At 65.1% G+C, this 20,244-nt stretch carries 16 protein-coding genes; 8 read left to right on the forward strand and 8 right to left on the reverse strand.

Going from position 1 to position 20,244, the window contains the following annotated elements; genetic code table 11:
- Positions 1-7 precede the first annotated feature (7 nt).
- Both GYH26_RS11525 and hrcA read right to left on the reverse strand, forming a co-directional pair.
- A complete protein-coding gene (locus GYH26_RS11525; RefSeq protein ID WP_161541776.1) occupies positions 8-622 on the reverse strand; it encodes a nucleotide exchange factor GrpE in 615 nt (204 codons plus the stop codon).
- A gap of 33 nt (positions 623-655) precedes the next feature.
- A complete protein-coding gene (gene hrcA / locus GYH26_RS11530; protein WP_242006401.1) occupies positions 656-1,765 on the reverse strand; it encodes a heat-inducible transcriptional repressor HrcA in 1,110 nt (369 codons plus the stop codon).
- Between the two features lie 210 nt (positions 1,766-1,975).
- Between hrcA and sppA the strand changes: the two genes are divergently transcribed.
- A complete protein-coding gene (sppA, locus tag GYH26_RS11535) occupies positions 1,976-3,790 on the forward strand; it encodes a signal peptide peptidase SppA (protein ID WP_161541778.1) in 1,815 nt (604 codons plus the stop codon).
- Positions 3,791-3,859: 69 nt separating this feature from the next.
- Here sppA and GYH26_RS11540 read toward each other — a convergent pair whose 3' ends face one another.
- The 4 genes from GYH26_RS11540 to GYH26_RS11555 all read right to left on the reverse strand — a co-directional run bounded on the left by GYH26_RS11540 (position 3,860) and on the right by GYH26_RS11555 (position 11,255).
- The gene (locus GYH26_RS11540) at positions 3,860-5,293 is read right to left on the reverse strand and encodes a Glu/Leu/Phe/Val family dehydrogenase (protein ID WP_161541779.1); all 1,434 of its coding nucleotides are present in this window, start codon (positions 5,291-5,293) and stop codon (positions 3,860-3,862) included.
- A 117-nt stretch (positions 5,294-5,410) separates the two neighbouring features.
- The gene (locus tag GYH26_RS11545) at positions 5,411-8,332 is read right to left on the reverse strand and encodes an FAD-binding and (Fe-S)-binding domain-containing protein (protein ID WP_161541780.1); all 2,922 of its coding nucleotides are present in this window, start codon (positions 8,330-8,332) and stop codon (positions 5,411-5,413) included.
- 35 nt (positions 8,333-8,367) lie between these two features.
- Complete coding sequence (locus GYH26_RS11550) at positions 8,368-9,762, reverse strand: MBL fold metallo-hydrolase (RefSeq protein ID WP_161541781.1); 1,395 nt, start codon at positions 9,760-9,762, stop codon at positions 8,368-8,370.
- A 116-nt stretch (positions 9,763-9,878) separates the two neighbouring features.
- Positions 9,879-11,255, reverse strand: a complete 1,377-nt coding sequence (locus GYH26_RS11555) for a dipeptidase (protein ID WP_161541782.1) — start codon at positions 11,253-11,255, stop codon at positions 9,879-9,881.
- 613 nt (positions 11,256-11,868) lie between these two features.
- Here GYH26_RS11555 and GYH26_RS11560 point away from each other — a divergent pair.
- Positions 11,869-14,151: a TonB-dependent receptor gene (locus tag GYH26_RS11560; RefSeq protein WP_161541783.1), complete on the forward strand. Its 2,283-nt coding sequence runs from the start codon at positions 11,869-11,871 to the stop codon at positions 14,149-14,151.
- A gap of 311 nt (positions 14,152-14,462) precedes the next feature.
- On the opposite strand, the gene GYH26_RS11565 is transcribed toward GYH26_RS11560, so the two are convergent.
- Positions 14,463-14,972, reverse strand: coding sequence for a hypothetical protein (locus GYH26_RS11565; RefSeq protein WP_012844625.1), 510 nt, complete (start codon positions 14,970-14,972; stop codon positions 14,463-14,465).
- A 100-nt stretch (positions 14,973-15,072) separates the two neighbouring features.
- Between GYH26_RS11565 and GYH26_RS11570 the strand changes: the two genes are divergently transcribed.
- The 4 genes from GYH26_RS11570 (at position 15,073) to GYH26_RS11585 (ending at position 17,241) form a co-directional block, all read left to right on the forward strand.
- On the forward strand, positions 15,073-15,843 hold the full coding sequence (locus GYH26_RS11570; RefSeq protein WP_161541784.1) for an SDR family NAD(P)-dependent oxidoreductase: 771 nt from the start codon (positions 15,073-15,075) through the stop codon (positions 15,841-15,843).
- Between the two features lie 15 nt (positions 15,844-15,858).
- The gene (gene tesB, locus GYH26_RS11575) at positions 15,859-16,725 is read left to right on the forward strand and encodes an acyl-CoA thioesterase II (RefSeq protein ID WP_161541785.1); all 867 of its coding nucleotides are present in this window, start codon (positions 15,859-15,861) and stop codon (positions 16,723-16,725) included.
- Between the two features lie 79 nt (positions 16,726-16,804).
- Positions 16,805-16,960 carry a hypothetical protein gene (locus GYH26_RS15740; RefSeq protein WP_081472065.1) on the forward strand — a complete coding sequence of 52 codons (156 nt, stop codon included), beginning with the start codon at positions 16,805-16,807 and terminating at the stop codon, positions 16,958-16,960.
- Positions 16,961-17,037: 77 nt separating this feature from the next.
- Positions 17,038-17,241, forward strand: a complete 204-nt coding sequence (locus GYH26_RS11585) for a DUF2283 domain-containing protein (protein WP_161541787.1) — start codon at positions 17,038-17,040, stop codon at positions 17,239-17,241.
- Between the two features lie 2 nt (positions 17,242-17,243).
- Here the strand turns inward: GYH26_RS11585 and recG are convergent, their stop codons facing one another.
- Positions 17,244-19,346 (reverse strand): ATP-dependent DNA helicase RecG, encoded by a 2,103-nt coding sequence (recG, locus tag GYH26_RS11590; protein WP_161541788.1) that lies wholly within the window; start codon positions 19,344-19,346, stop codon positions 17,244-17,246.
- A gap of 153 nt (positions 19,347-19,499) precedes the next feature.
- Here recG and GYH26_RS11595 point away from each other — a divergent pair, with 153 nt between their 5' ends.
- A complete protein-coding gene (locus tag GYH26_RS11595; protein WP_161541789.1) occupies positions 19,500-19,904 on the forward strand; it encodes a hypothetical protein in 405 nt (134 codons plus the stop codon).
- A 111-nt stretch (positions 19,905-20,015) separates the two neighbouring features.
- Positions 20,016-20,204 carry a hypothetical protein gene (locus GYH26_RS15255; protein ID WP_242006403.1) on the forward strand — a complete coding sequence of 63 codons (189 nt, stop codon included), beginning with the start codon at positions 20,016-20,018 and terminating at the stop codon, positions 20,202-20,204.
- Positions 20,205-20,244 lie beyond the last annotated feature (40 nt).

Here is a 20,244-nt window from a genome sequence, read left to right on the forward strand (position 1 = left end):
CTTCCGTTCAGGCCTGGCTGTTTCCGTCGGGCGGAGCCGCCACAACAACCCGGCTGTGCCGGAGCACGCGTTCGCCCATCCGGTAGCCTTTCTGCACTTCCTGCAAGACCGTACCGGGCGTCACGCCCTCCGGTGCCGGCTGCTGCATCATGGCTTCGTGCAGCGCAGGATCGAAGGGCTGACCCACCGCTTCGATGGGCTCCACCCCCAGGCGGGCCAGCTCGGTGAGAAATTTCTGATGGACCAGTTCGACGCCTTCACGCAGCTTGTGATAGGCAGCGCCCGGATCCTGCGCCTCGGCCTGGCGCGCCGCCTCCAGCGAGCGCTCCAGATCGTCCAGTACCTCCAGCAGCGGGCGAATCGCCAGCGCTTTGCCCATTTCCAGCAGTTGCCGCTTTTCCTGCTCGACGCGCCGGCGATAGTTCTGCAATTCGGCCGCCGTGCGCAGGAACTTGTCCTGCACCTGCGCCAGTTCGGCCTCCAGTTGTTCAATACGGGCTACCAGATCGTTTTCCTCCTCGGCCGGCGTCTCCGAAGCGGTAGCTTCCGCTTCGGGCGTCGGCACGTTTTCCGTTTCGTTTACCTGTTCCGCGTTCGGTGTGGTTTTCATTTCCTCCGCCATGGTCGTCGTCGCTTCGTTTCGCTCCCCACGGATTCAGTTCACGGTTTCATCGATCGGACGGCTGAGGAGCCGGGCCATCTCCTGCACCAGCGCCAGCACGCGCCGGTAGTCCATACGGGTAGGCCCGATCACTCCGATGGTTCCCACAGCATCGCCCAGGCGATAGCGTGCCGTGACGATCGAGAATCTTTCCACCTTTTCGTCCTGATTTTCACGTCCGATCGACACCTGGGCGCGGCCTACTTCAACGTCATCGGAAGTGTCGGTTCCCTCCAGCAGCCGTACCAGTTCCTCCTCGTCTTCCAGCAGCAGAAAGAGGTTGCGGAGCTCTTCCGGCCGCTGAAATTCCGGCTGGCCCATAATGTACTGGGTGCCGCCGAAGCGTACGCGTCCTTCACTGGGTTCGCTGAAAAGCGTAGGCGCTTCGTCCAGTACCAGCTGTACCAGCCCGGTCCGATCTTCCAGATCACGCAGACGCTGATGGCAACTCTGTCGGATCGCGGCCAGCGTGAGGCCGGCCAGGCGTTCATTCAGGAGGGCCACCACCAGCTCCAGATCACGCCGGCTCAGCTCCGAAGTCAGTTCCACGAGGATCGTACGCACCAGGCCGCCCCGCACGCTGAGCACAAACATGGCCCGGGTGGACGAAAGCGGCACCACTTCGAGCCGCTCCAGCACGCCGGTCGAGAGCCGGGGCGTCAGCACCACGCCCAGCAGCCGGGAAAGCTGGCCGAGCAGGCGCGTGCTCTCCCGCCACAGCTCCTCCGGATCGTTGCCGATCTCCCGCACCTTCTGCTGAAGCAACCGGCGTTCGTCCGGAGCCAGCTCGGGTACGTCCATCAACGCATCGACGAAGGTCCGGTAGCCCAGGTCCGTGGGCACCCGACCGGCCGACGTGTAGGGATGGTCCAGGTAGCCCATCTCCTCCAGATCGCTCATCGTGTTGCGAATGGAGGCCGGGCTCAGGCCGATCGGATACCGCCGGGCCAGAAAGTGCGAGCCCACCGGACCGGCCGTGTCGATAAAGCTCTCGACCACCAGCCGGAGAATCTGCCGCTCCCGCTCGTTCAGCGGCGCGGCCGGATTATCCTTCCGCACCACCCGATAAGGTGGCTTCCGCCGCCGCACCTGTCCAAGCCGCACCGATCCTCGCATGTTGTTTTCCACGGAAGTTGACCGCTATCCGACGTAAATGGCCGTAATTCCAACCGCCTTGCCACAAAGGCGGTTTCCCATGTGGTTTTCGGCTTCAGACACTTCCACCAATCCCGTAACTTTACCCGCCGCCCTTTCGTAGCAACCGGCATCGTATCTTTCAGACAATATTTTTCTACCAACGGCTTGAAGTCTGCCATGCGGTTTCTTTCCTCGCTGCTGGCCAGCATTCTCGGCACGCTGATCGCCATCGGGCTGATTTTTCTCTTTCTGTTTCTGTTTCTGATGGGGCTGGCGACGGCCGTCGAACAGCCGCCGTCCATTCGCTCGGGCTCGGTGCTGGTCGTGCGCCTGAGCGGTCCCATTCCGGAAGTCGTCTCGCCCGATCCGCTCAGCCGCCTGCTACTGGAGGAGCCCCCCTACGGCCTGCACGACCTGACACACGCCCTGAAGAAAGCAGCGGCCGACCGGCGCATCGAAGCCGTCTGGCTTCGTCTGCAGAACCCGCAACTCTCCTGGGCCTCGCTGGAAGAAGTCCGCGCGGCGCTCGTCGAGTTCAGGTCCAGCGGCAAGCTGCTTATCGCCTCGTGCGAGGACTTCGGCATGGATGAGGCCACCTATTTCCTGGCCAGCGCGGCCGACAGCGTGTTTGCCGGACCGGAGTCGTTCTTCGAATTCAACGGCTTCTATCTGACGGCCGAATTCTACAAGCGCCTGCTCGACAAGCTGGAGGTCGAAGCCCGGGTGGTGCGGGCCGGTGCCTTCAAGAGTGCCGGGGAACCGTTCGTGCGTGAACATCTCTCCGAAGAAAACCGCCTGCAATTGCAGGCGCTGCTCGACGCCTACAACCGGCGCTTCCTGGAGACGGTGGCCGAGGCCCGCGGGCTTTCGGTGGAGGACGTGAACCGGCTGGCGACCGAGCAGCTGCTGCTTTCCGCCGAGGAGGCCGTGCAGGCCGGGTTGCTCGACGGGCTCCGCGACGCCGGCCAGATCGAGCGCATGCTGAAGACGCACCTGGGCTATGGGCCGGACGAAAAGCTACGCCGCGTCTCGCTTCGCCAGTACGCGCGCGTGCCTGACCGCGAGGCCGGCCTGCCCACCGGTAACGAAGGCGAAATCGCCGTGGTCTATGCCGTGGGGACGATCGTGCCCGGCAAAAGTCAGCAGGAGCCGGTGCCGGTCCCCTTCCTGGGCGGCCGCATGCTCGGGAGCGAAACGCTGATCGCCGCAATGGAGGAGGCGCGCCAGAATGAACGCGTGAAGGCCGTAGTGCTGCGCATCAACTCGCCGGGCGGCTCGGCGGCCGCCTCGGAAGCCATGTGGCAGGCCATCCGGCGCACGGCCGAAGAAAAGCCCGTCATCGTCTCGATGGGCGATGTGGCCGCCTCCGGCGGCTACTGGATCAGCACGGCCGCCGATACGATCGTGGCCGATCCGCTGACCATCACGGGTTCGATCGGGGTGATCGGCATTCTGTTCAATGCGGGCGGCCTGTTCGAAAACAAGATCGGGATCACCTACGACCTGCTGCGCACCAGCCCGTACGCCGACATGTTCTCGGGACTGGTGCCCCCGGAGCCCTACGAGGTGGAACGCCTGCAGCAGACCATCCTGGCGACCTATCGCACGTTTCTGCAAAAGGTATCGCAGGCCCGCGGGCTTCCAGTCGATTCGGTCGATGCCATCGGCGGGGGACGTGTCTGGAGCGGCGAGGCGGCCCACCGGATCGGTCTGGTGGACGTGCTGGGCGGCCTGGACCGGGCCATTGCCATTGCCGCCGAAAAAGCCGGCCTGGCGCCGGGCACCTATCGGATTCGCGTGCTGCCGCGTCCCCGGACGTTTGCCGAGCGGCTGGCCGAGCAGCTGGAGGCAAAAGCCGTGCAGACCTGGCGTAATCTGACCGCTTCGCCGGCCGCCCGGATGCTGGAGGCCTACCGGCCCACGCTGGACCGGCTCCGGCTGCTGCACGGTACGCCGCTGGCCCGCATGTGGCCCGAGGTGTCGGTTCGCTAACCTGCTTCGCAACAAAAAGCGGGGCGACCGGCTGTCCGGTCGCCCCGCTTTCTTTTCGCCGATCGCCTATCACGGGAAAATGCCCAGCTCCAGATACGACTGGGCCACCTTGTTGATCGCGTCGATGAAGGCAGCCGTGCGAAGGTCTACGCCGTGCTCGCGCCGGATAGCCAGAATCTCCTGGTAGGCATTGATCATGGTCTCCTCCAGACCGGAGTTGACCAGATCTTCCTCGTCGGCTCCGTGCGCCACCTCCTGCACGAGCTCAACCGGCACTTTCTTACCGGTCAGGTCTTCGATGACCTCCAGGATGCGACTGAAGGTGCGTTCCTCGAAGCGCTTGCTGAGACGGCCAAACCGCACGTGGTACAGGTTGCGTAGCCATTCGAAGTAAGAAACCGTCACGCCCCCGGCATTGAGGTACACGTCCGGAATGATCAGCACGCCTTTTTTCAGCAGAATCTCCTCGGCCTCGATGGTTACCGGTCCGTTGGCCGCCTCGGCGATGATCCTGGCCTGGATGTGCGGAGCGTTTTCCACCGTAATCTGATTTTCCAGCGCGGCCGGCACAAGGATGTCGCAGGGAAGCTCCAGCGCATCCTGAGAACGCTCCAGGTTTTTCGCGCCCGGGAAGTTCAGAATCGAGCCGGTGCGCCGCCGGTGCTCCATGACGGCTTCCAGGTCGAGGCCGTCCGGGTTGTAGATGGCCCCTTCGATTTCGGCCAGGCCCACCAGCACGGCCCCGCCTTCCTGCAGGAATTTGGCCGCGTGGTAGCCCACGTTACCCAGTCCCTGCACGACCACCGTTTTGCCGCCCAGGCCCGTCTGGAGCCCCAGCGCTTTCATGTCCTCTTCCACGCTGCAGGCCTCCCGCACGCCGAAGAACACGCCGCGACCGGTGGCCTCCTTGCGACCGCGCACACCGCCCTGACCGACCGGCTTGCCGGTCACACAGGCCAGCGCTTCGAGCGGATTGGAAGAGAACGAATTGTACGTATCCAGAATCCAGGCCATCTCGCGGGGGCCGGTCCCGTAGTCCGGCGCGGGCACATCCACGCCGGGACCGATGAAGTTCTTTTTGAGCAGTTCGTAGGTGTAGCGGCGGGTGATCCGCTCCAGTTCGGCCTCGCTATACTGGCGCCGGTCGATTTTGACGCCGCCTTTGGCCCCGCCAAACGGCACGTCCACGATGGCACACTTGTAGGTCATCAGGGCGGCCAGCGCCATCACCTCGTCTTCAGTGACGTTCGGCGCGTACCGGATGCCTCCTTTCGTGGGTAGCTTGTGGTGGCTGTGCTCGGCCCGATAGGCGCGAATCACTTCGATCGAGCCGTCGTCCCGCTTGACGGGGAATTCCATCCGGTAGACGCTGTTGCAGGCCTTGATCTGATCGAGCAGCCCTTTGGGATGCTTCGTGTAGGCGGCTGCCCGATCGAACATGCGGTTGACCTGTTCCCAGAAGGAATAGGTCCGTTCTTCTACAGGTGCTTCGGTCAGTTGCATGGCTGTCTCTGGCTCGTTTGGTAGGTGCAGTGAAAATATAGGAGGAAGTTGTTGAATTCGAAAGCGCTTCCGAAGAAAATCTTGCCGAAAAATTTCTCCGGGTCGAACGCGGTGCGTTCAGGCCAGCGCCTCGAGCAGGATTTCCGCCGGGTGCAGCGCCCGCCGCCCCGTCGTATCCTGAATCTGCGCGCGGCACGAAGTGCCCGGTGCTGCAATGAGCGTGCCGTCGTCGGCCGCCCGCACGGCTGGCGCCAGCCGCCGCTCGGCCATCTTCAGCGAAATGTCCACGTGTTCCTTTTCGTACCCGAAAGCGCCGGCCATGCCGCAGCAGCTCGTATCGAGCACTTCGACCGTGTAGCCCGGCAGCGACAGCACCCGCGCGGCCGCCTGGGTCCCGACCAGCGCCTTCTGGTGGCAGTGGCCATGCAGCAGTACCCGCCGCGGCGTCTCGGTCCAGCGCACCCCGTCGAGCCGACCTTCGTCGGCCAGCCGGGCCACGTACTCCTCGAAGGTGAACACGCTGCGCGCCAGCGCGCGGGCCCGCGGATCGCCCGGCAGCAGGGCGAGCAGCTCGTCACGAAACGTCAGAATGCAGCTCGGCTCGAGCCCGACAATCGGCCAGCCCTGCTCGACGTAGGGATGCAGGCGTTCGACGGCGTCGAGCACCTGCTGCTGCGCCTCGCTGAGCAATCCCTTGGAGATGAGCGGCCGGCCGCAGCAGGCCCGTTCATCGGGCACCACCACCTGAAGGCCCAGCTTCCAGAAGAACTCGGTGGCCGCCCGGGCGACTTCGGGATGATGGTAGTTGTTGAACGTGTCGGCAAAGAGCACGACGGTCGGCCCCTCGAGCGTGCGCTGTTGCCTGCGGAACCAGTGCGTGAACGGCTCGACGGCAAAAGCCGGCAGACGCCGCCGGGCGCTGATGCCCAGCGCTCGGTCCATCACCCAGCGCACGAGCGGGTTGCGCAGGCCGAAGTTGGCCAGCTGGGCCTTCCAGCCGCCTCCGATCCACCGGGCCAGCCGGGGCTGGTGGGCGAACAGCCGCACGCGCAGCGGCACGCCGTTCGCCTCCCAGTACTTGGCCAGCCACTCCGCCTTGATCCGGGCCATATCCACGTTCGACGGGCACTCGGTCTTGCAGCCCTTGCACTGCACGCACAGGTCCATCACTTCGTAGAGCGCCTCGCCCGTCAGTTCTTCGACGGGAAGCGCCCCGGACATCACCGAACGCAGCGCATTGGCCCGTCCGCGCGTCGTGTGCCGCTCGTCGCGCGTGACCATGTAGCTCGGGCACATGACGCCGCTTTCCAGCTTACGGCAGGCGCCGTTGCCGTTGCACTGCTCGACGGCCCGCGCAAAGCCCCCTTCTTCCGACCAGTCCAGTTCCTCGATCAGTTCGATGGTGTGATAGGTGGGCCCCATGCGCAGGTTTTCCGTCAGCGGGGGCGTGTCGATCACCCGGCCCGGATTGAGCAGACCGTCCGGGTCGAAGATCTGCTTGAGCCGTCGATAGACGTCGCAGAGTTCCGGTCCCAGAAACGCCTCGTTGAGCGCGCCCCGCGCGATGCCGTCGCCGTGCTCGGACGAAAGCACACCGCCGTACTTTTTGACCAGCTCCATGGAGCCGACGGCGATGTCGCGCATTTTTTCCACCTCGCGGGCGTCCTTCGTGTTGATGAAGGGGCGGATGTGCAGGCAGCCCGCCGAAGCGTGCGCGTAGAAGACAGCGCGGGTGTTCGTCTCCTGAAGCAGCCGTTCCAGGTCGGCCACGTAGTCAGCCAGGTGTTCGACGGGCACGGCGGCGTCTTCGATGATCGGGATCGGCTTGTGGTCGCCTTTGACCCCCATCACCAGCCCCACCCCTTCGCTGCGGACATTCCAGACGTTCCGGATGTGCTCGGGCTGAAGGGCCCGCACCACGGCATAGCCCTGGCCGGCCCGCCGGAGCGTCGCTTCCAGCACGTCCAGGCGATGCACCAGCTCCGCCTCGCTCTCGCCGAAGTATTCGGTGATGAGCACGGCGCCCGGATCTCCCTGAATGAACGTGGCCAGCAGCGGCGCATAGCCCGGCGCGTGGCGCGTGGCTTCGATGGCCACGCCGTCGAACAGCTCGACGGCCGACGGCTCGGTCTCCAGGATGGTCGTTACGGCACGCAGCGCCTCGTCGCGCGTGTGGAAGTGGACCACGCCCAGCGCCGTCCGCTTCGGACGCGGCACCAGTTTCACGGTCAGTTCGGTCACGACGGCCAGCGTGCCCTCGCTTCCGCAGAGCAGTTGCGCCAGGTTACGCTCGGCCGGGTCCAGCAGGTATTCGAGTCGGTAGCCGCTGTTGCGGCGCCAGTGGCGCGGCGTGTCGCGGGCGATGACGTCGCCTTTTTCGCGAAGCAGGGCGTCCAGCTCGCGATAGAGCCGGCCTTCGGGTCCGTCGCGGCGCGTGCGCTCGGCCCAGGCGTCGGCCGAAAGTGGCTCGAAGTGCACGGGCGTCCCGTCGGCCAGCAGTGCCTCGACCGCGTGCACGTGCCGGATCATGTTGCCGTACAGAATGGAGTGGGCACCGGTCGAATTGTTGGCGAGCATGCCGCCCAGGGTGGCACGCCCCCCGCTGGCAGGATCAGGCCCCACCATCAGGCCATAGGGCTGCAGCGCCTTGTTGAGCTGCTCCAGCGGGCACCCCGGCTCCACCCGAACCCACCGTTCTTCCGCATTGATTTCCAGAATGCGGTGCAGGCGTGGCGTGAAGTCGATCACCAGCGCTTCGTTGACGGCCTGGCCGGCCAGCGACGAACCGCCGCCGCGCGGCAGCACCGGAATGCCGAATTCCTGCGCCAGCTCCAGCGCGGCCTGCACGTCGTCGGCATGCGCGGGCAGCAGCACACCGACCGGCTCCATCCGATAGATGCTGGCGTCGGTCGCGTAAAGCGCCCGCGTCATCGGATCCATGCAGAGCGATCCGCGAAGACGTGGACGCAGCCGGGCGGCAAATTCTTCCAGGCGTTCGGTCGAGAGGATGGGGCGGGTGGGGCGAACCAGCGTTTCCATAGGCGGAACTTCCTGAGTGCAACGAACCGGCTACCTCATAGCTCCAGCGGTTCGCCGGAACGGGGCAGCCATACGTTTACGTCCGGGTAGAAAAACTGAATGTTGTCGGCCATCCATTCACGCGCGTCTTCGTCGCCGTGCACCAGGATCACATGGCGGGGCTGCAGGCGCTCGACCAGCCGCAGCAGGTCGCGGCGATGGCTGTGGCCGCTGAAGCGGAAGCGTGCCACCTCGCAGCGAAGCGGTTGCGGACCGCGTTGCTCGTCGAGCACGATCTCTTCGGCGCCGGCTTCGGCGGCGGCCAGCAGTCGCCCGGCCGGCGAGTCTTCCCGGGCGAATCCTACCAGAAAGATCGCGTGCCGCTCGTCTTCCACCAGCAGTTGCGCCATTCGGTTCGAGAGCGACCGTTCGAACATCATCCCGCTGCTGAGCACGTAGATGGCCGGCTCGGCCAGCGCCTGCCGCACGGCCTCCAGGCGCCGGGGCAGCCGCCGCTGCTCGACGCGGAACACCTCGAACGACGGATCGAGCCGGGGTGTGACGAAGCGCGTCCGATCATACAGGTCGGCAATGGCCCGCATGGTCCCGGCCGTATAGACGGGCACGTCGGCGGGCAATACCTTTTCCCGCTTGAGTCGGTCGATCACGGCCAGCACTTCCTGGGCACGCCCGAGCGCAAAGGCCGGCACCAGTACGCTGCCGCCCCGATCCAGCACACGCCGCACCGCCTCGCCGAAGCGTTCTTCCTCCAGGCGGCGCGTGGTGCGTTCGGCCTCGGGATCGGCTCCGGCCGTCGATTCCAGAATGAGCACATCGACCGGCTCCTCCGGGTAGTCGCCCCCCGGGATGATGGCCTGTGCCCGCATGTTCGTGTCGCTCGTGTAGAAGATGCGCTGGCGGCGGCCGTCTTCTTCGTGCGTCAGCAACACGCCGGCCGCGCCCAGCACATGGCCGGCATGGTAGAAGCGAGCGCGCACGGGCGAGCGCCCTCGCAGGCCCGTCACACTGAAGTCCTGTCCCGGCTCGTGCGTCAGGTAGAGGTAGCTGTAGCCCTCCAGTTGCTTTTCGTCGAAAAGCGGACCGTAGCTCGAGCGGCCTTCCTGCAGGCGGCGACGTTGCAGGCGGGCCGAGGCGGGCAGCAGCAGATCGGCAAGCTGGCGCGTGACGCGCGTCATGTGCACCAGCACGTGCGGAAACTCACGCAGCAGGACCGGCAACGCCCCGATGTGGTCGTGATGCGCGTGCGTGACGATGGCGTGATCGATGTACCAGTCCGGGTTGCGGTGGATCAGCTCGAAGCGCGGCAGGCTCTCGGGTCCTTCCTCGTTCGGATCGACCCCCACGTCGAGCACAAGTCCCGTCCCGTCCAGCTTCACAAAATAGCAGTTGGCCCCGATCGCCTCGGTATCACCCAGCGCGACGAAAATCATCTGAGCTCGTGCCTTACCATTAATCGCATGCAACGAAGCAGCTCCCGTTCAAATCGTTTCAGGCTGAACGTCCAAACCGGCGCTCGAAATTTTTTGTTTCCCTGTTCGAACGCGCTTCACGTTGGCCGCTGACCGTACCGTTCCAGAAAATGCACGATGCTTTCGATGCCCTGTCGGAAGCGGTCCAGCCCGAAGTGCTCGTCGGGCGAATGGATCGCGTCCGAATTCAACCCGAAGCCCATGAGCACGCTGTCGAGCCCCAGCAGCCGTTTGAAGTCGGCCACGACGGGGATGGAGCCGCCCTCGCGGGTGAAGTAGGGCCGGCGTCCGAACACGCGGGCCATGGCCTCGGCGGCCGCCTGCATGGCCGGATGGCGCGTATCGACCAGCACGGGATGGCCGCCGTGCAGCGACGTAAAGCGTAGCTTGCAGGTGGGCGGCGTCTTCTGTTCGAAGTAGCGGCGGGTTTTCTCGACGATGTCGTCCGGGTCCTGATCGGGTACCAGCCGCATGGAGATCTTGGCCCCGGCCTTTGCAGGCAGCACGGTTTTGGCACCCTTACCCTGGTAGCCGCCCCAGATGCCGTTCACGTCCAGCGTCGGCCGTGCCGTGATCGCCTCCAGGATCGTGTACCCCTTCTCGGTGCGGACGGCCGACACGCCGATTTCCTCCATCCAGGCCTTTTCGTCGAAGGGCAGCTCCCGAAACGTACGCCGTTCCTCCTCGGTCAGGGGCCGCACGTCGTCGTAAAAGCCCGGGATCGTGATCCGGTGGTCTTCGTCGTGGAGCCCGGCGATCAGCCGCGCCAGCACGTTGATCGGATTTTCGACGGCCCCGCCATAGACGCCCGAGTGCAGGTCGCGGGCCGGACCGGTCAGTTCCACCTCCACGTAGGCCAGCCCGCGTAGCCCGTAGGTGATTGAGGGCACCCCCGGCGCGAACATGGCCGTGTCGGAAATGACCACGACGTCGGCCGCCAGCAGCTCGCGATGCGCTTCGATGAAAGGTGCCAGGTGCACCGAACCTGACTCCTCCTCCCCTTCCAGCAGGAATTTCAGGTTCACGGGGAGCGTGCCGGCCGTCTTCAGGTAGGCCTCGGCCGCCTTCACATGCATGAAAAGCTGGCCTTTGTCGTCGCAGGCGCCCCGCGCGTAGAGGTTGCCGTCCCGGATCTCCGGCTCGAAGGGCGGCGAGGTCCACAGTTCCAGCGGATCGGGCGGCTGCACGTCGTAGTGACCGTAGACGAGCACGGTCGGCCGCGTCGCGTCCACCGTGTACTCGGCATAGACGATGGGATGGCCCTCGGTCTCAAAGACTTCTACTTTCGGGAAGCCCAGCTTCTGGAAATGCTCGGCCAGCCAGTCGGCCGCCCGTCGCACCTCGGGCGCGTAGTCCGGATCGGTACTGATCGACGGAATGCGCAGCAGGTCTTTCAATTCTTCGACAAAGCGCGAAAAATGCGTATCGACGTAGGACAATGCCTGCTCGGTCATGGTCTCGATGGTCAGGTTCGATGATCGCGGATGTGATACGAGACAACTCCTTCGGAAGTGCCGTTGACCGAAGTTGCACGGGCTTTTCACCGGGAGTTAGCGGAGTGGGCTTGCCTTCAAAACAGATTTTTTGCTCCTTTTTGTATCAATTTGTTCGGCCATGAGGGCGCGGTCGTCCACATCCCGTCTGCCGGCGCTCCTGTTGAGCGTGGCGCTCCTGATGCCGGTCTTTCCCTGGGCGGCATTACGGGCGCCGCACGCCCACGAGCACGGCCCGGTCTGCCACCACATGGCCTGTCCGCACCAGGGTCAACGCTGCACCTGTCATGGACACGAGGGCACGCCCCTCTGGCAACGCTGCCACGATGACAGCGCGACGCCGAGCAGCCCATCGGCTATGCCGTACGGTCCGTTGCCCTCGGCGCCGGTGATGATCCCACCGGCCTTTGCGACGCCGACGGCGCTGTCGGATACCGCGCCGCCTCCACTTCGACCCGTCACCGACATTTTCCATCCTCCGCGGCGGAAGCCCCTTGCCTGAGGCCGCTGCCGAAGCAGGCCTCGGGACGCCCTCTTTCAGGCTTCCGTTTCACCAACCGCTGGAGGATGAACCATGCGCAACGTTCGCTTTACGCTGCTTCTGATTTTCGGACTTTCGCTGTCGGCGCGGGCGCAGGCGGTGTTGACCGGCCAGGTGCTCGACGCCGAGACGCGCACGCCGCTTCCCGGCGCGCACGTGCTGATCGACAGCACCGCCCACGCCACCGTTACCAACGCGGCAGGTCTGTTCACGCTGCACCTGTCGCCCGGCCGCTACACGGTCTCGGTGCGGTTTGTCGGATACGAGACGACGCGGCGACCGGTCGAGCTGGTGGCGGGCGATACCGTGTTTGTGCCGATCCTGCTTCGGCCCGTCAGTTTCGAGCTGGAAGGCATTCAGGTGACGGCCCTGCGGCCGGACCTCTCGCCCACGGCGCAGCTTCAGGAGGCTGCCGTGCGCGAGGCTAATCCGCGGGATGCCGGCGAGCTGCTCCGGGCGCTTCCGGGTCTGGCGGCCGTGCGACGCGGGCCGCTCGGGCTCGACCCGGTCGTCCGTGGCCTTAGGGAGACCGAGGTGGGCGTCTATCTGGACGGCTCGCGGCTCTTCCCGGCCGGCCCGGCCCGCATGGACTCGCCCATGAGCCACTTCGACCCCACGGTCATCCAGTCGATGGAGGTGGTCAAAGGGCCCTATGCGCTGACCTGGGGTGCCGGTAACCTGAGCGCCATCCGCGTCGAGACGCGCGGCCTCCGCACGCTCGCGCCCGGACGCATGCAGGGGCGCCTGCACGCCGGTTACGACACGAACCTGAACGCCTTCGAAAACGGGCTGCAGCTCGGCTACCGACAGGGCGCCTTCGGCCTGCTGGCGCAAACGGCCTGGCGGCAGGGCGCCGACTACCGGGCCGGCGACGGCTCGACGGTTCCGGCCGACTTCCGCTCGCGCGAGGTGCGGGTGAAGCTCGGCTACCTGCCACGGCCCGACGTCCGGTTCGTCGTAGCCGCCGGCTACCAGGCCCAGCGCGATCTGGACTACCCCGGCCTTATCCTGAACGCCGACTACTTCGACGCCTACACGCTCTCGGCCAGCTTTCAGCGCACGTTCTCCGAGGGCCCCGTGCGCGGGTTGGACGTACAGGCTTATTACAACGCCGTCGATCACGGCATGGACAACGACGGCAAGCCGACGGCCGAACCCAACCCCGATCGCATGCCGCCCTTCGCCCTCGACGTGCAGATCAATTCGGGGATCGACGTCGTCGGCGGGCGGCTGGCGCTCAGCCTGGCGCCCGGCTTTGCCGACGAACTGGAAATCGGCGCCGATGGCTACCACACCTATCGAAACGCCATGCGATGGATTCGCCGGCGCGACACGGGCATGCTGCTTTTCGAGGACCTGGTCTGGCCGAAAGCACGCATCACGGACGTCGGTCTGTTCGCCCGCCTGGCCCACAGCCCGGCCGCCCGCTGGCAGGTGGCTGCCACGGCCCGGCTCGACCTGGTGGATGCGCGCGCCGACACGGCCAGTGCTTTCTTCCTCGAAAACGTCTCCACCGACCTGACGGCCCGCGAGGCCAACCTGAGCGGGGCGCTGACGGTGAACTGGCTGCCCCATCCGCGCTGGAGCGTGGCCGTCGGCGTGGGCTCGGCCGTACGCACGGCCGACGCCACCGAGCGCTACTCGGACCGGCTGCCGTCGAGCAAGGCCCAGATGAGCGCCGAATTCGTCGGCAACCCGGCGCTCCGGCCCGAGCGCAGTACGCAGGCCGACCTCTGGCTGGAAACCGCCCATCCGGGCTGGAGCCTGTCGCTGAATCTGTTTGCCCGCCGTCTCGACCACTACATCACCATCGAGCCTACCGACCTGCCCAAACGGTTGCCGCTGAGCCCGCCCACCGTCTTTCGCTACGTGAACGGCACGGCTACCTTCTACGGCGGCGAGGCCACGCTGGCCGTGCGGCTACCCTACGCGCTGACGCTCACCACCACGGGCAGCTACCTGTGGGGGCAGGACGAGACGCGCGACGAGCCCGCCTTTGGCGTGGCACCCCCTCGCGTGGACATCGGCCTGCGCTACGAGCCGTCCGCCCGCTTCTTCGCCGAGGCCACCCTGCACCGGGTAGCCCGCCAGGATCGCGTGGCCACCAGCCGCGGCGAAGTACCCACCGACGGCTACACCACGCTGGACCTGAAGGCAGGCCTCCGGGTGCTCCGGCAGGGACGGCTTCAGTTCGGCGTGCAGAACCTGACCGACGTGGCCTACGCCGACCATCTGAACGCGAAAAATCCCTTCACCGGCCAGCGCATTCCGGAGCCCGGCCGCGTGCTTTTCCTCGATCTGACGCTGGCGTTCTGATCGAACCCGGCACCAAACGCATTCACGAAGGGCCCCGCCGGAAAAGTGGCGGGGCCTTTTGTTTTGTGCGCTTCCGGCGCAGTGCCGACCCTCATTTTGTCGGTCCCCTTTTGCCCGTCTTTGACCATGGGCATGCATTGCATGATGGCACAATATCCCATGGGCCGCGTAGGGGAAGACACAGCGGTCTGGCGAAAATGCTGTCATTTGCCTGATAAGGGCATACCGCAGTGTTTTCGGCCTGAGGAAGGAGCTGTCCCCGATAGCCGGAAATTGTATCAGACGGAAAAGCCCGTTTCGGTTACCGGTAGCTACAGTTCGCTTTCGTCGCGCCAGCGGCGCAGTCGCCAGGGCGAGAGCGTATCGGGGCGCACCAGCAGAAAGTTGACGTTGCCGCTGCTCCGAAACAGGCTCCCCTGTTCCAGCGTGACCAGCAGATTGAACGAGCGCACTACGCGGGCCTGCCGGCCGTTGTCGAAGACTTCCTGCAGCAGCACCTGATTCCACTGCAGTTGAATGGCACTGGTGGCCAGAAACAGTCGCCGCGTGGCCTCCAGCTCCTGCGAAAACCCCCACTGGCGCTCGACCTGCGCATCGTAGTCGTAGAAGACGAACACGAAGGCCGAGTCGATCAACGGCTCGTACAGGCTGATGTCACGCAACTCGTAGGCGGCTTTGAAATTCTGGAAAAAGCCTTCGATCGTGCGTGGATCGCCCATGAGCACGGCGAACGGATCGCCCTCCTCCAGCGCGGGCGCGAACGGATTGCACCCGCCGAGCCCGATCAGCAGCAGTCCGACCAGCAGGAATCGCCGGGCCATGGTTGCCTTCACTTTTCAGAAAAGTACGACACCGACGGCTGGAGAAAAAGCCCGCGCGCTTGTAGATTGCGCCGACACGCAACCCGAAACGTGACCGATCATGGCGCTGGAGATCGATCTGAGCGGGCGCGTGGCGCTCGTGACGGGCGCCAGCCGGGGTATCGGCCGGGCACTGGCCGAGGGGCTGGCGCAGGCCGGCGCGACGGTGGCCGTGCACTACCACCGAAACCGCGAGGCGGCCGAAGCGCTGGCCGCCCGCCTGGGCCACGGCGCCCGTGCCTTCGGGGCCGATCTGGCCGACGTGGCCGCCTGCCATCGCCTGTTCGACGACGTGCTGGCCGCCTACGGCCGCCTGGACGTGCTCGTCAACAATGCCGGCGTGGCGATCGGGGCTGAACTGGACGCGTCCGTCGAGACCTGGCAGGACGCCTGGGAGCGCACGATGGCCGTCAACCTCCGAGCGCCGGAGCTGCTCTGCCGCCTGGCCATTCAGCAGTTTCTGAAGCAGGGCGGCGGCCGCATTATCAACATCGCCTCGCGGGCAGCCTTCCGGGGCGACACGCCCGAATACATGGCCTACGCCGCCTCCAAAGGCGGTCTGGTGGCGCTGACGCGCTCGATCGCCCGAAGCCCGAAGCTGGGCCGCGCCGGCATCCGCGCCTTCGTGGTGGCCCCTGGCTTCACGCGCACCGACATGGCGCAGGACTTCATCGACCGCTACGGCCCCGAAATTGCCCTGGGCGACATTGCGCTGGAGCGGCTGACCGAGCCCGAAGATCTGGCGCCCATCGTGGTGCTACTGGCCAGCGGACTGGCCGACCACGCCACCGGCTGCACGATCGACGTGAACGCCGGCAGTTACGTCCACTGAAGTGCTTTGCCTGCCATGAGCGAACCGGTCGATCACCTGCTGCACCTGCTGAATCTGGAACGCATCGAAGAGAACATCTTCCGCGGACCGAGCCGCGACATCGGGAGCCCCACCGTGTTCGGGGGTCAGGTGCTCGGCCAGGCCCTGCGGGCGGCCGCCTACACGGTACCGCCCGAACGCCGGGCGCATTCGCTCCACGCCTATTTCATCCTGCCCGGCGACCCGAACGCCCCCATCGTCTATCTGGTCGAGCGGCTGCGCGACGGACGGAGCTTCACCACGCGCCGCGTGACGGCCATTCAGCACGGCCGCCCGATTTTCAACCTGTCCGCTTCGTTTCAGATCGAAGAGCCCGGCGTGGAACACCAGGATCCCATGCCCGAGGTGCCCCCGCCGGAAGAGTTGATCTCCGAAGCCGAGCTGCGGCGCCGGCTCGCCGAGCAGGTGCCCGAAGTGCTCCGGCCGTTTCTGCTGCACGAACGCCCCATCGAGATCCGTCCGGTCGAGCCCGTCAACCTGCTGTTTCCCGAAAAGCGTCCACCGCGGCGCCATGCCTGGATCCGCGCGGCCGGCCGGCTTCCCGACAAAGACCTTGCACTGCATCAGAGCGTGCTCGCCTACGCGTCGGATTTCGGGCTCATGGGCACGGCCATGCTGCCGCACGGCCTGTCGTTCCTGCAACCGCACGTGCAGGCCGCCAGCCTGGATCATGCCATGTGGTTCTACCGGCCGTTCCGCGCCGACGAATGGCTGCTGTTCGCCATGGAAAGCCCGGTGGCGGCCCACGCCCGGGGACTGAACCGCGGCCTGTTCTTCCGACGCGACGGCACGCTCGTGGCCGCCGTCGTCCAGGAAGGCCTCATGCGCATCCGGTCGGATTGAGCAAATCTTTTCGGAAATGGAATTCTCCTTCCCTGGACCAATCACCGAGTTTCAACTGTCGGAGCATGCTCGCCTTGAAATGGAGCGGCGCGGCATCTCTAAGACAGAGATTGCCCGAGTGCTTACCGCCCCTGAACAGGTGATCCCGGTACGCCCGTTTCGTATGGTCTATCAGACAAGGTTTGTTCGTGGGGAGCCTCCACGGACCTATTTGTTTGCTCAGAGTTTTTGTTGATGTGGATCAAAAACCGCCAGTTGTTGTGACAGCGTACTGGACCAGTAAGGTGAAAAAAAAATACTGGAAATGATACCATGAACATCATCTACGACCGCCAGACCGACACGCTGACGATCGTTTTCACCGAAGCGACCGTGGCCGAAAGCGACGAAGCCGCACCGGGCGTCATCCTGGACTTTGATGCAGCCGGCAATCTGGTGGCCCTGGAGCTGCTGAACGCTTCCCGACGGGTCACCCATCCCCAACAGGTTACCCTGCAGGTCACACCAACGCCGTAGCTTCAACCCACCCGCGCAAAACCCAGCGAGCGCGTGGCGTAGAAGCGGTCGTAGTAGGCGCGGAGCATGGCGTGCTCGGGCGCCTCAAGGCTGGGGTCGCGACGGATCAGCTCGAAGGCGGCCTCACGCGCTTTGATCAGGATCGGCTGGTCCTGGGTGATGTCGGCGATCTTCAGATCCGGCAGTCCGCTCTGGCGCGTGCCGAAAAAGTCGCCCGCCCCGCGTAGCTTCAGATCCATCTCGCTGATCTTGAAGCCGTCGTCCGTCTCGGCCATCACCCGGAGACGTTCTTCGGCTTCGGCCGTGCGCCGGTGGTCCACCATCAGGATGCAGTAGCTCTGCTCGGCCCCGCGCCCGACCCGTCCCCGGAGCTGGTGCAGCTGGCTCAGCCCGAACCGCTCGGCGTGCTCGATGATCATCACCGTTGCGTTTGGCACATCGACCCCCACCTCGATCACCGTTGTGGCCACCAGGATGTCGGTCTCACCGTTTTTGAACCGCTCCATGGCCTCCTCCTTCTCGTAGGGCAGCATGCGGCCATGGATCAGGTCCACGCGGTAGGGCCGAAACAGCTCCTTGAGCCGTCGGTAGCCGTTCTCGGCGTCCTGGAGGTCCATTTTTTCGCTCTCCTCGACGAGCGGATAGACCACATAGGCCTGACGTCCCTGGCGGAGTTGTTCGCGGAGAAAGGCGTACACCTCGCCCCGGCGTTTTTCGGAGCGGATCCATGTGATGACGGGTTTGCGTCCGGCCGGCCGCTCGTCGATGATCGACACGTCCAGGTCGCCGTAGAGCGTCATGGCCAGCGAACGCGGGATCGGCGTGGCCGTCATGAGCAGCATGTGCGGGTTCTCGCCCTTGTTGAACAGCTCGGCCCGCTGCACCACGCCGAAGCGGTGCTGCTCGTCCACGATGGCCAGTCCCAGCCGATGGAACTGCACGGTCTCCTGAATCACCGCGTGCGTGCCCACGGCCACGTGCGCCCGACCTTCGGCCAGATCGGCCAGAATTTCTTCACGAAGCGACTTGCGTTGCCCGCCCAGCAGCAGCCGCACCTCGACGCCCAGCGGCTCCAGGTAGCGGCGCATGTTCGCGTAGTGCTGCTCGGCCAGGATTTCGGTGGGCACCATGAAGGCGCTCTGGTAGCCGTTGTCCACCGCGTGCAGGATGGCCGCCATGGCGACCACGGTCTTGCCGCTCCCCACGTCGCCCTGGATGAGCCGGTTCATCTGCAGGCCCGAGGTGGTGTCGCGGATGATGTCCTCCAGAGCCCGCTTCTGGGCGTTTGTCAGCTCGAAGGGAAGGATTTCATTCAGGAAGCAATGAAACCGCTCGCCGGGCGGTCCGAAGCGGGGTCCGGCCACGGCCTGGCGGATCTGCTTCGTGCGTGCCAGCATGAGCTGGATGAAGAACAGCTCCTCGAACTTGAGCCGCTCACGGGCCTGGGCCAGCTCCGCCTGGCTCCGCGGGAAGTGCACGGCCCGAAGCGCCACGCGACCGTCCATCAGCCCGTAGCGCGTGCGGATCCATTCGGGAAGGATCTCCGGAAGCTTCAGCCCGTGCTGCTTGAAGAACGTGTACAGGATGCGTCGGAACGTGCGGCTGGTGAGCCCGACTTTTTCCAGCGCGGCACCGCCTGGATACAGAGCGATGATGCGGCCGGTGGCCAGCGCGGCCCCCTCGCCGTCGAGCCGATCGAAGTCCGGATGCGTCATCGAGAACGTGTAGCCGAAGCGCTGCACCTTACCATGAAAGGCCACCCGATCGCCCGGCTTGAAGGCCTTCGCCACCCAGTTCAGGCGGTTGAACCAGACGCACTTCAGGCGGCCGCCGCTCTCGTCCTCCAGGATCAGCTCGAACCGTTTGCGGCCTTTGCCCTCCACCACACCCGCCACGCGCACGGTTCCGACCACCGTCACGGACCCCATGCGCTCGTCCAGCCGCCGAAGCGGCACGATTGTCGTGCGGTCCAGATAGCGCCGCGGGAAGTAATGCAGTAGATCCCGGACGGTGCGCACGCCCACACGGGCCAGCGCTTCGGCCCGACGGGGTCCCACGCCGGCCAGGTAGCGCACCTCGGTGGACAGGATATTCAGATCGGCCACGATCCCGTCTTGCTTTTACACCGCTTAATTTAACGCTTGTAGCGCCTTTCCGCTTGACCACGTGGCGTATTCACACACTTCCGGCAACTTACGTAGCAGGCTCCCGTAGGCTTTGCTTATCCATTGACCAATATGACCAAAAAGAGACACCCCATGAGCAAACTTTATCTACTACTGGCCGCCTGGCTGCTGGTCGGCCTCCCGACCACCGCGCGTGCCGATCCGGCCCCGACGCCCAACGACACCACAGAGACGCCCTGCCAGACCTACATGGTCCTGATGGCCCTCAACGCACCGGATGCCCATCTGCAACGATGGGGACTTGAACAGGCCCTCGATCTGGCCCGATGGCGCCACGATACGGCGCCGACGACCCGGCTCTTCAACGCCGTGGTTCGCCTCTACGAGCAATCGGTAGGTGACCGCCGCGTTCTGGCCCTGGCCGCGCTGCTCAGCTTCGACGCCGACGAAGCCCGCGCCTACGTACACGGCCATGCCACCAAGTCGGAACAGCAGGAGGCCCGTGACCGCTGGTTGAAAGAACTCAACGGGCAATGAAAAATTCTGTCTACAAAAAGTACAACCTTTTGTGTAGCCACCTGCAGACCTTGAAAGATCCAGCTTGTGCGGTGGGTCTCCGGTATTTTTCTCACTAAACGGAGACGTATTATGTGGAAACGCTTATCTGGACCCGCGCTGATCTTCCTGATCGGCACCTTCACGCTAACTGCAACAACCGTGGCCCAGGACCGCTTTGCGGACAACGACCCGGACTGGTGGCACCGCGTGGCCATTCAGGCTGTGGCAACGTCGGCAGCGCCGACATGGAAGTTCAACGCATGGGCCTCGAGAACCTGATTTACCTTATGGTTTTCTATCGAGAACACCTACCTATGGA

It is taken from the genome of Rhodothermus marinus (assembly GCF_009936275.1).
Classification (GTDB): Bacteria; Bacteroidota; Rhodothermia; order Rhodothermales; family Rhodothermaceae; genus Rhodothermus; species Rhodothermus marinus_A.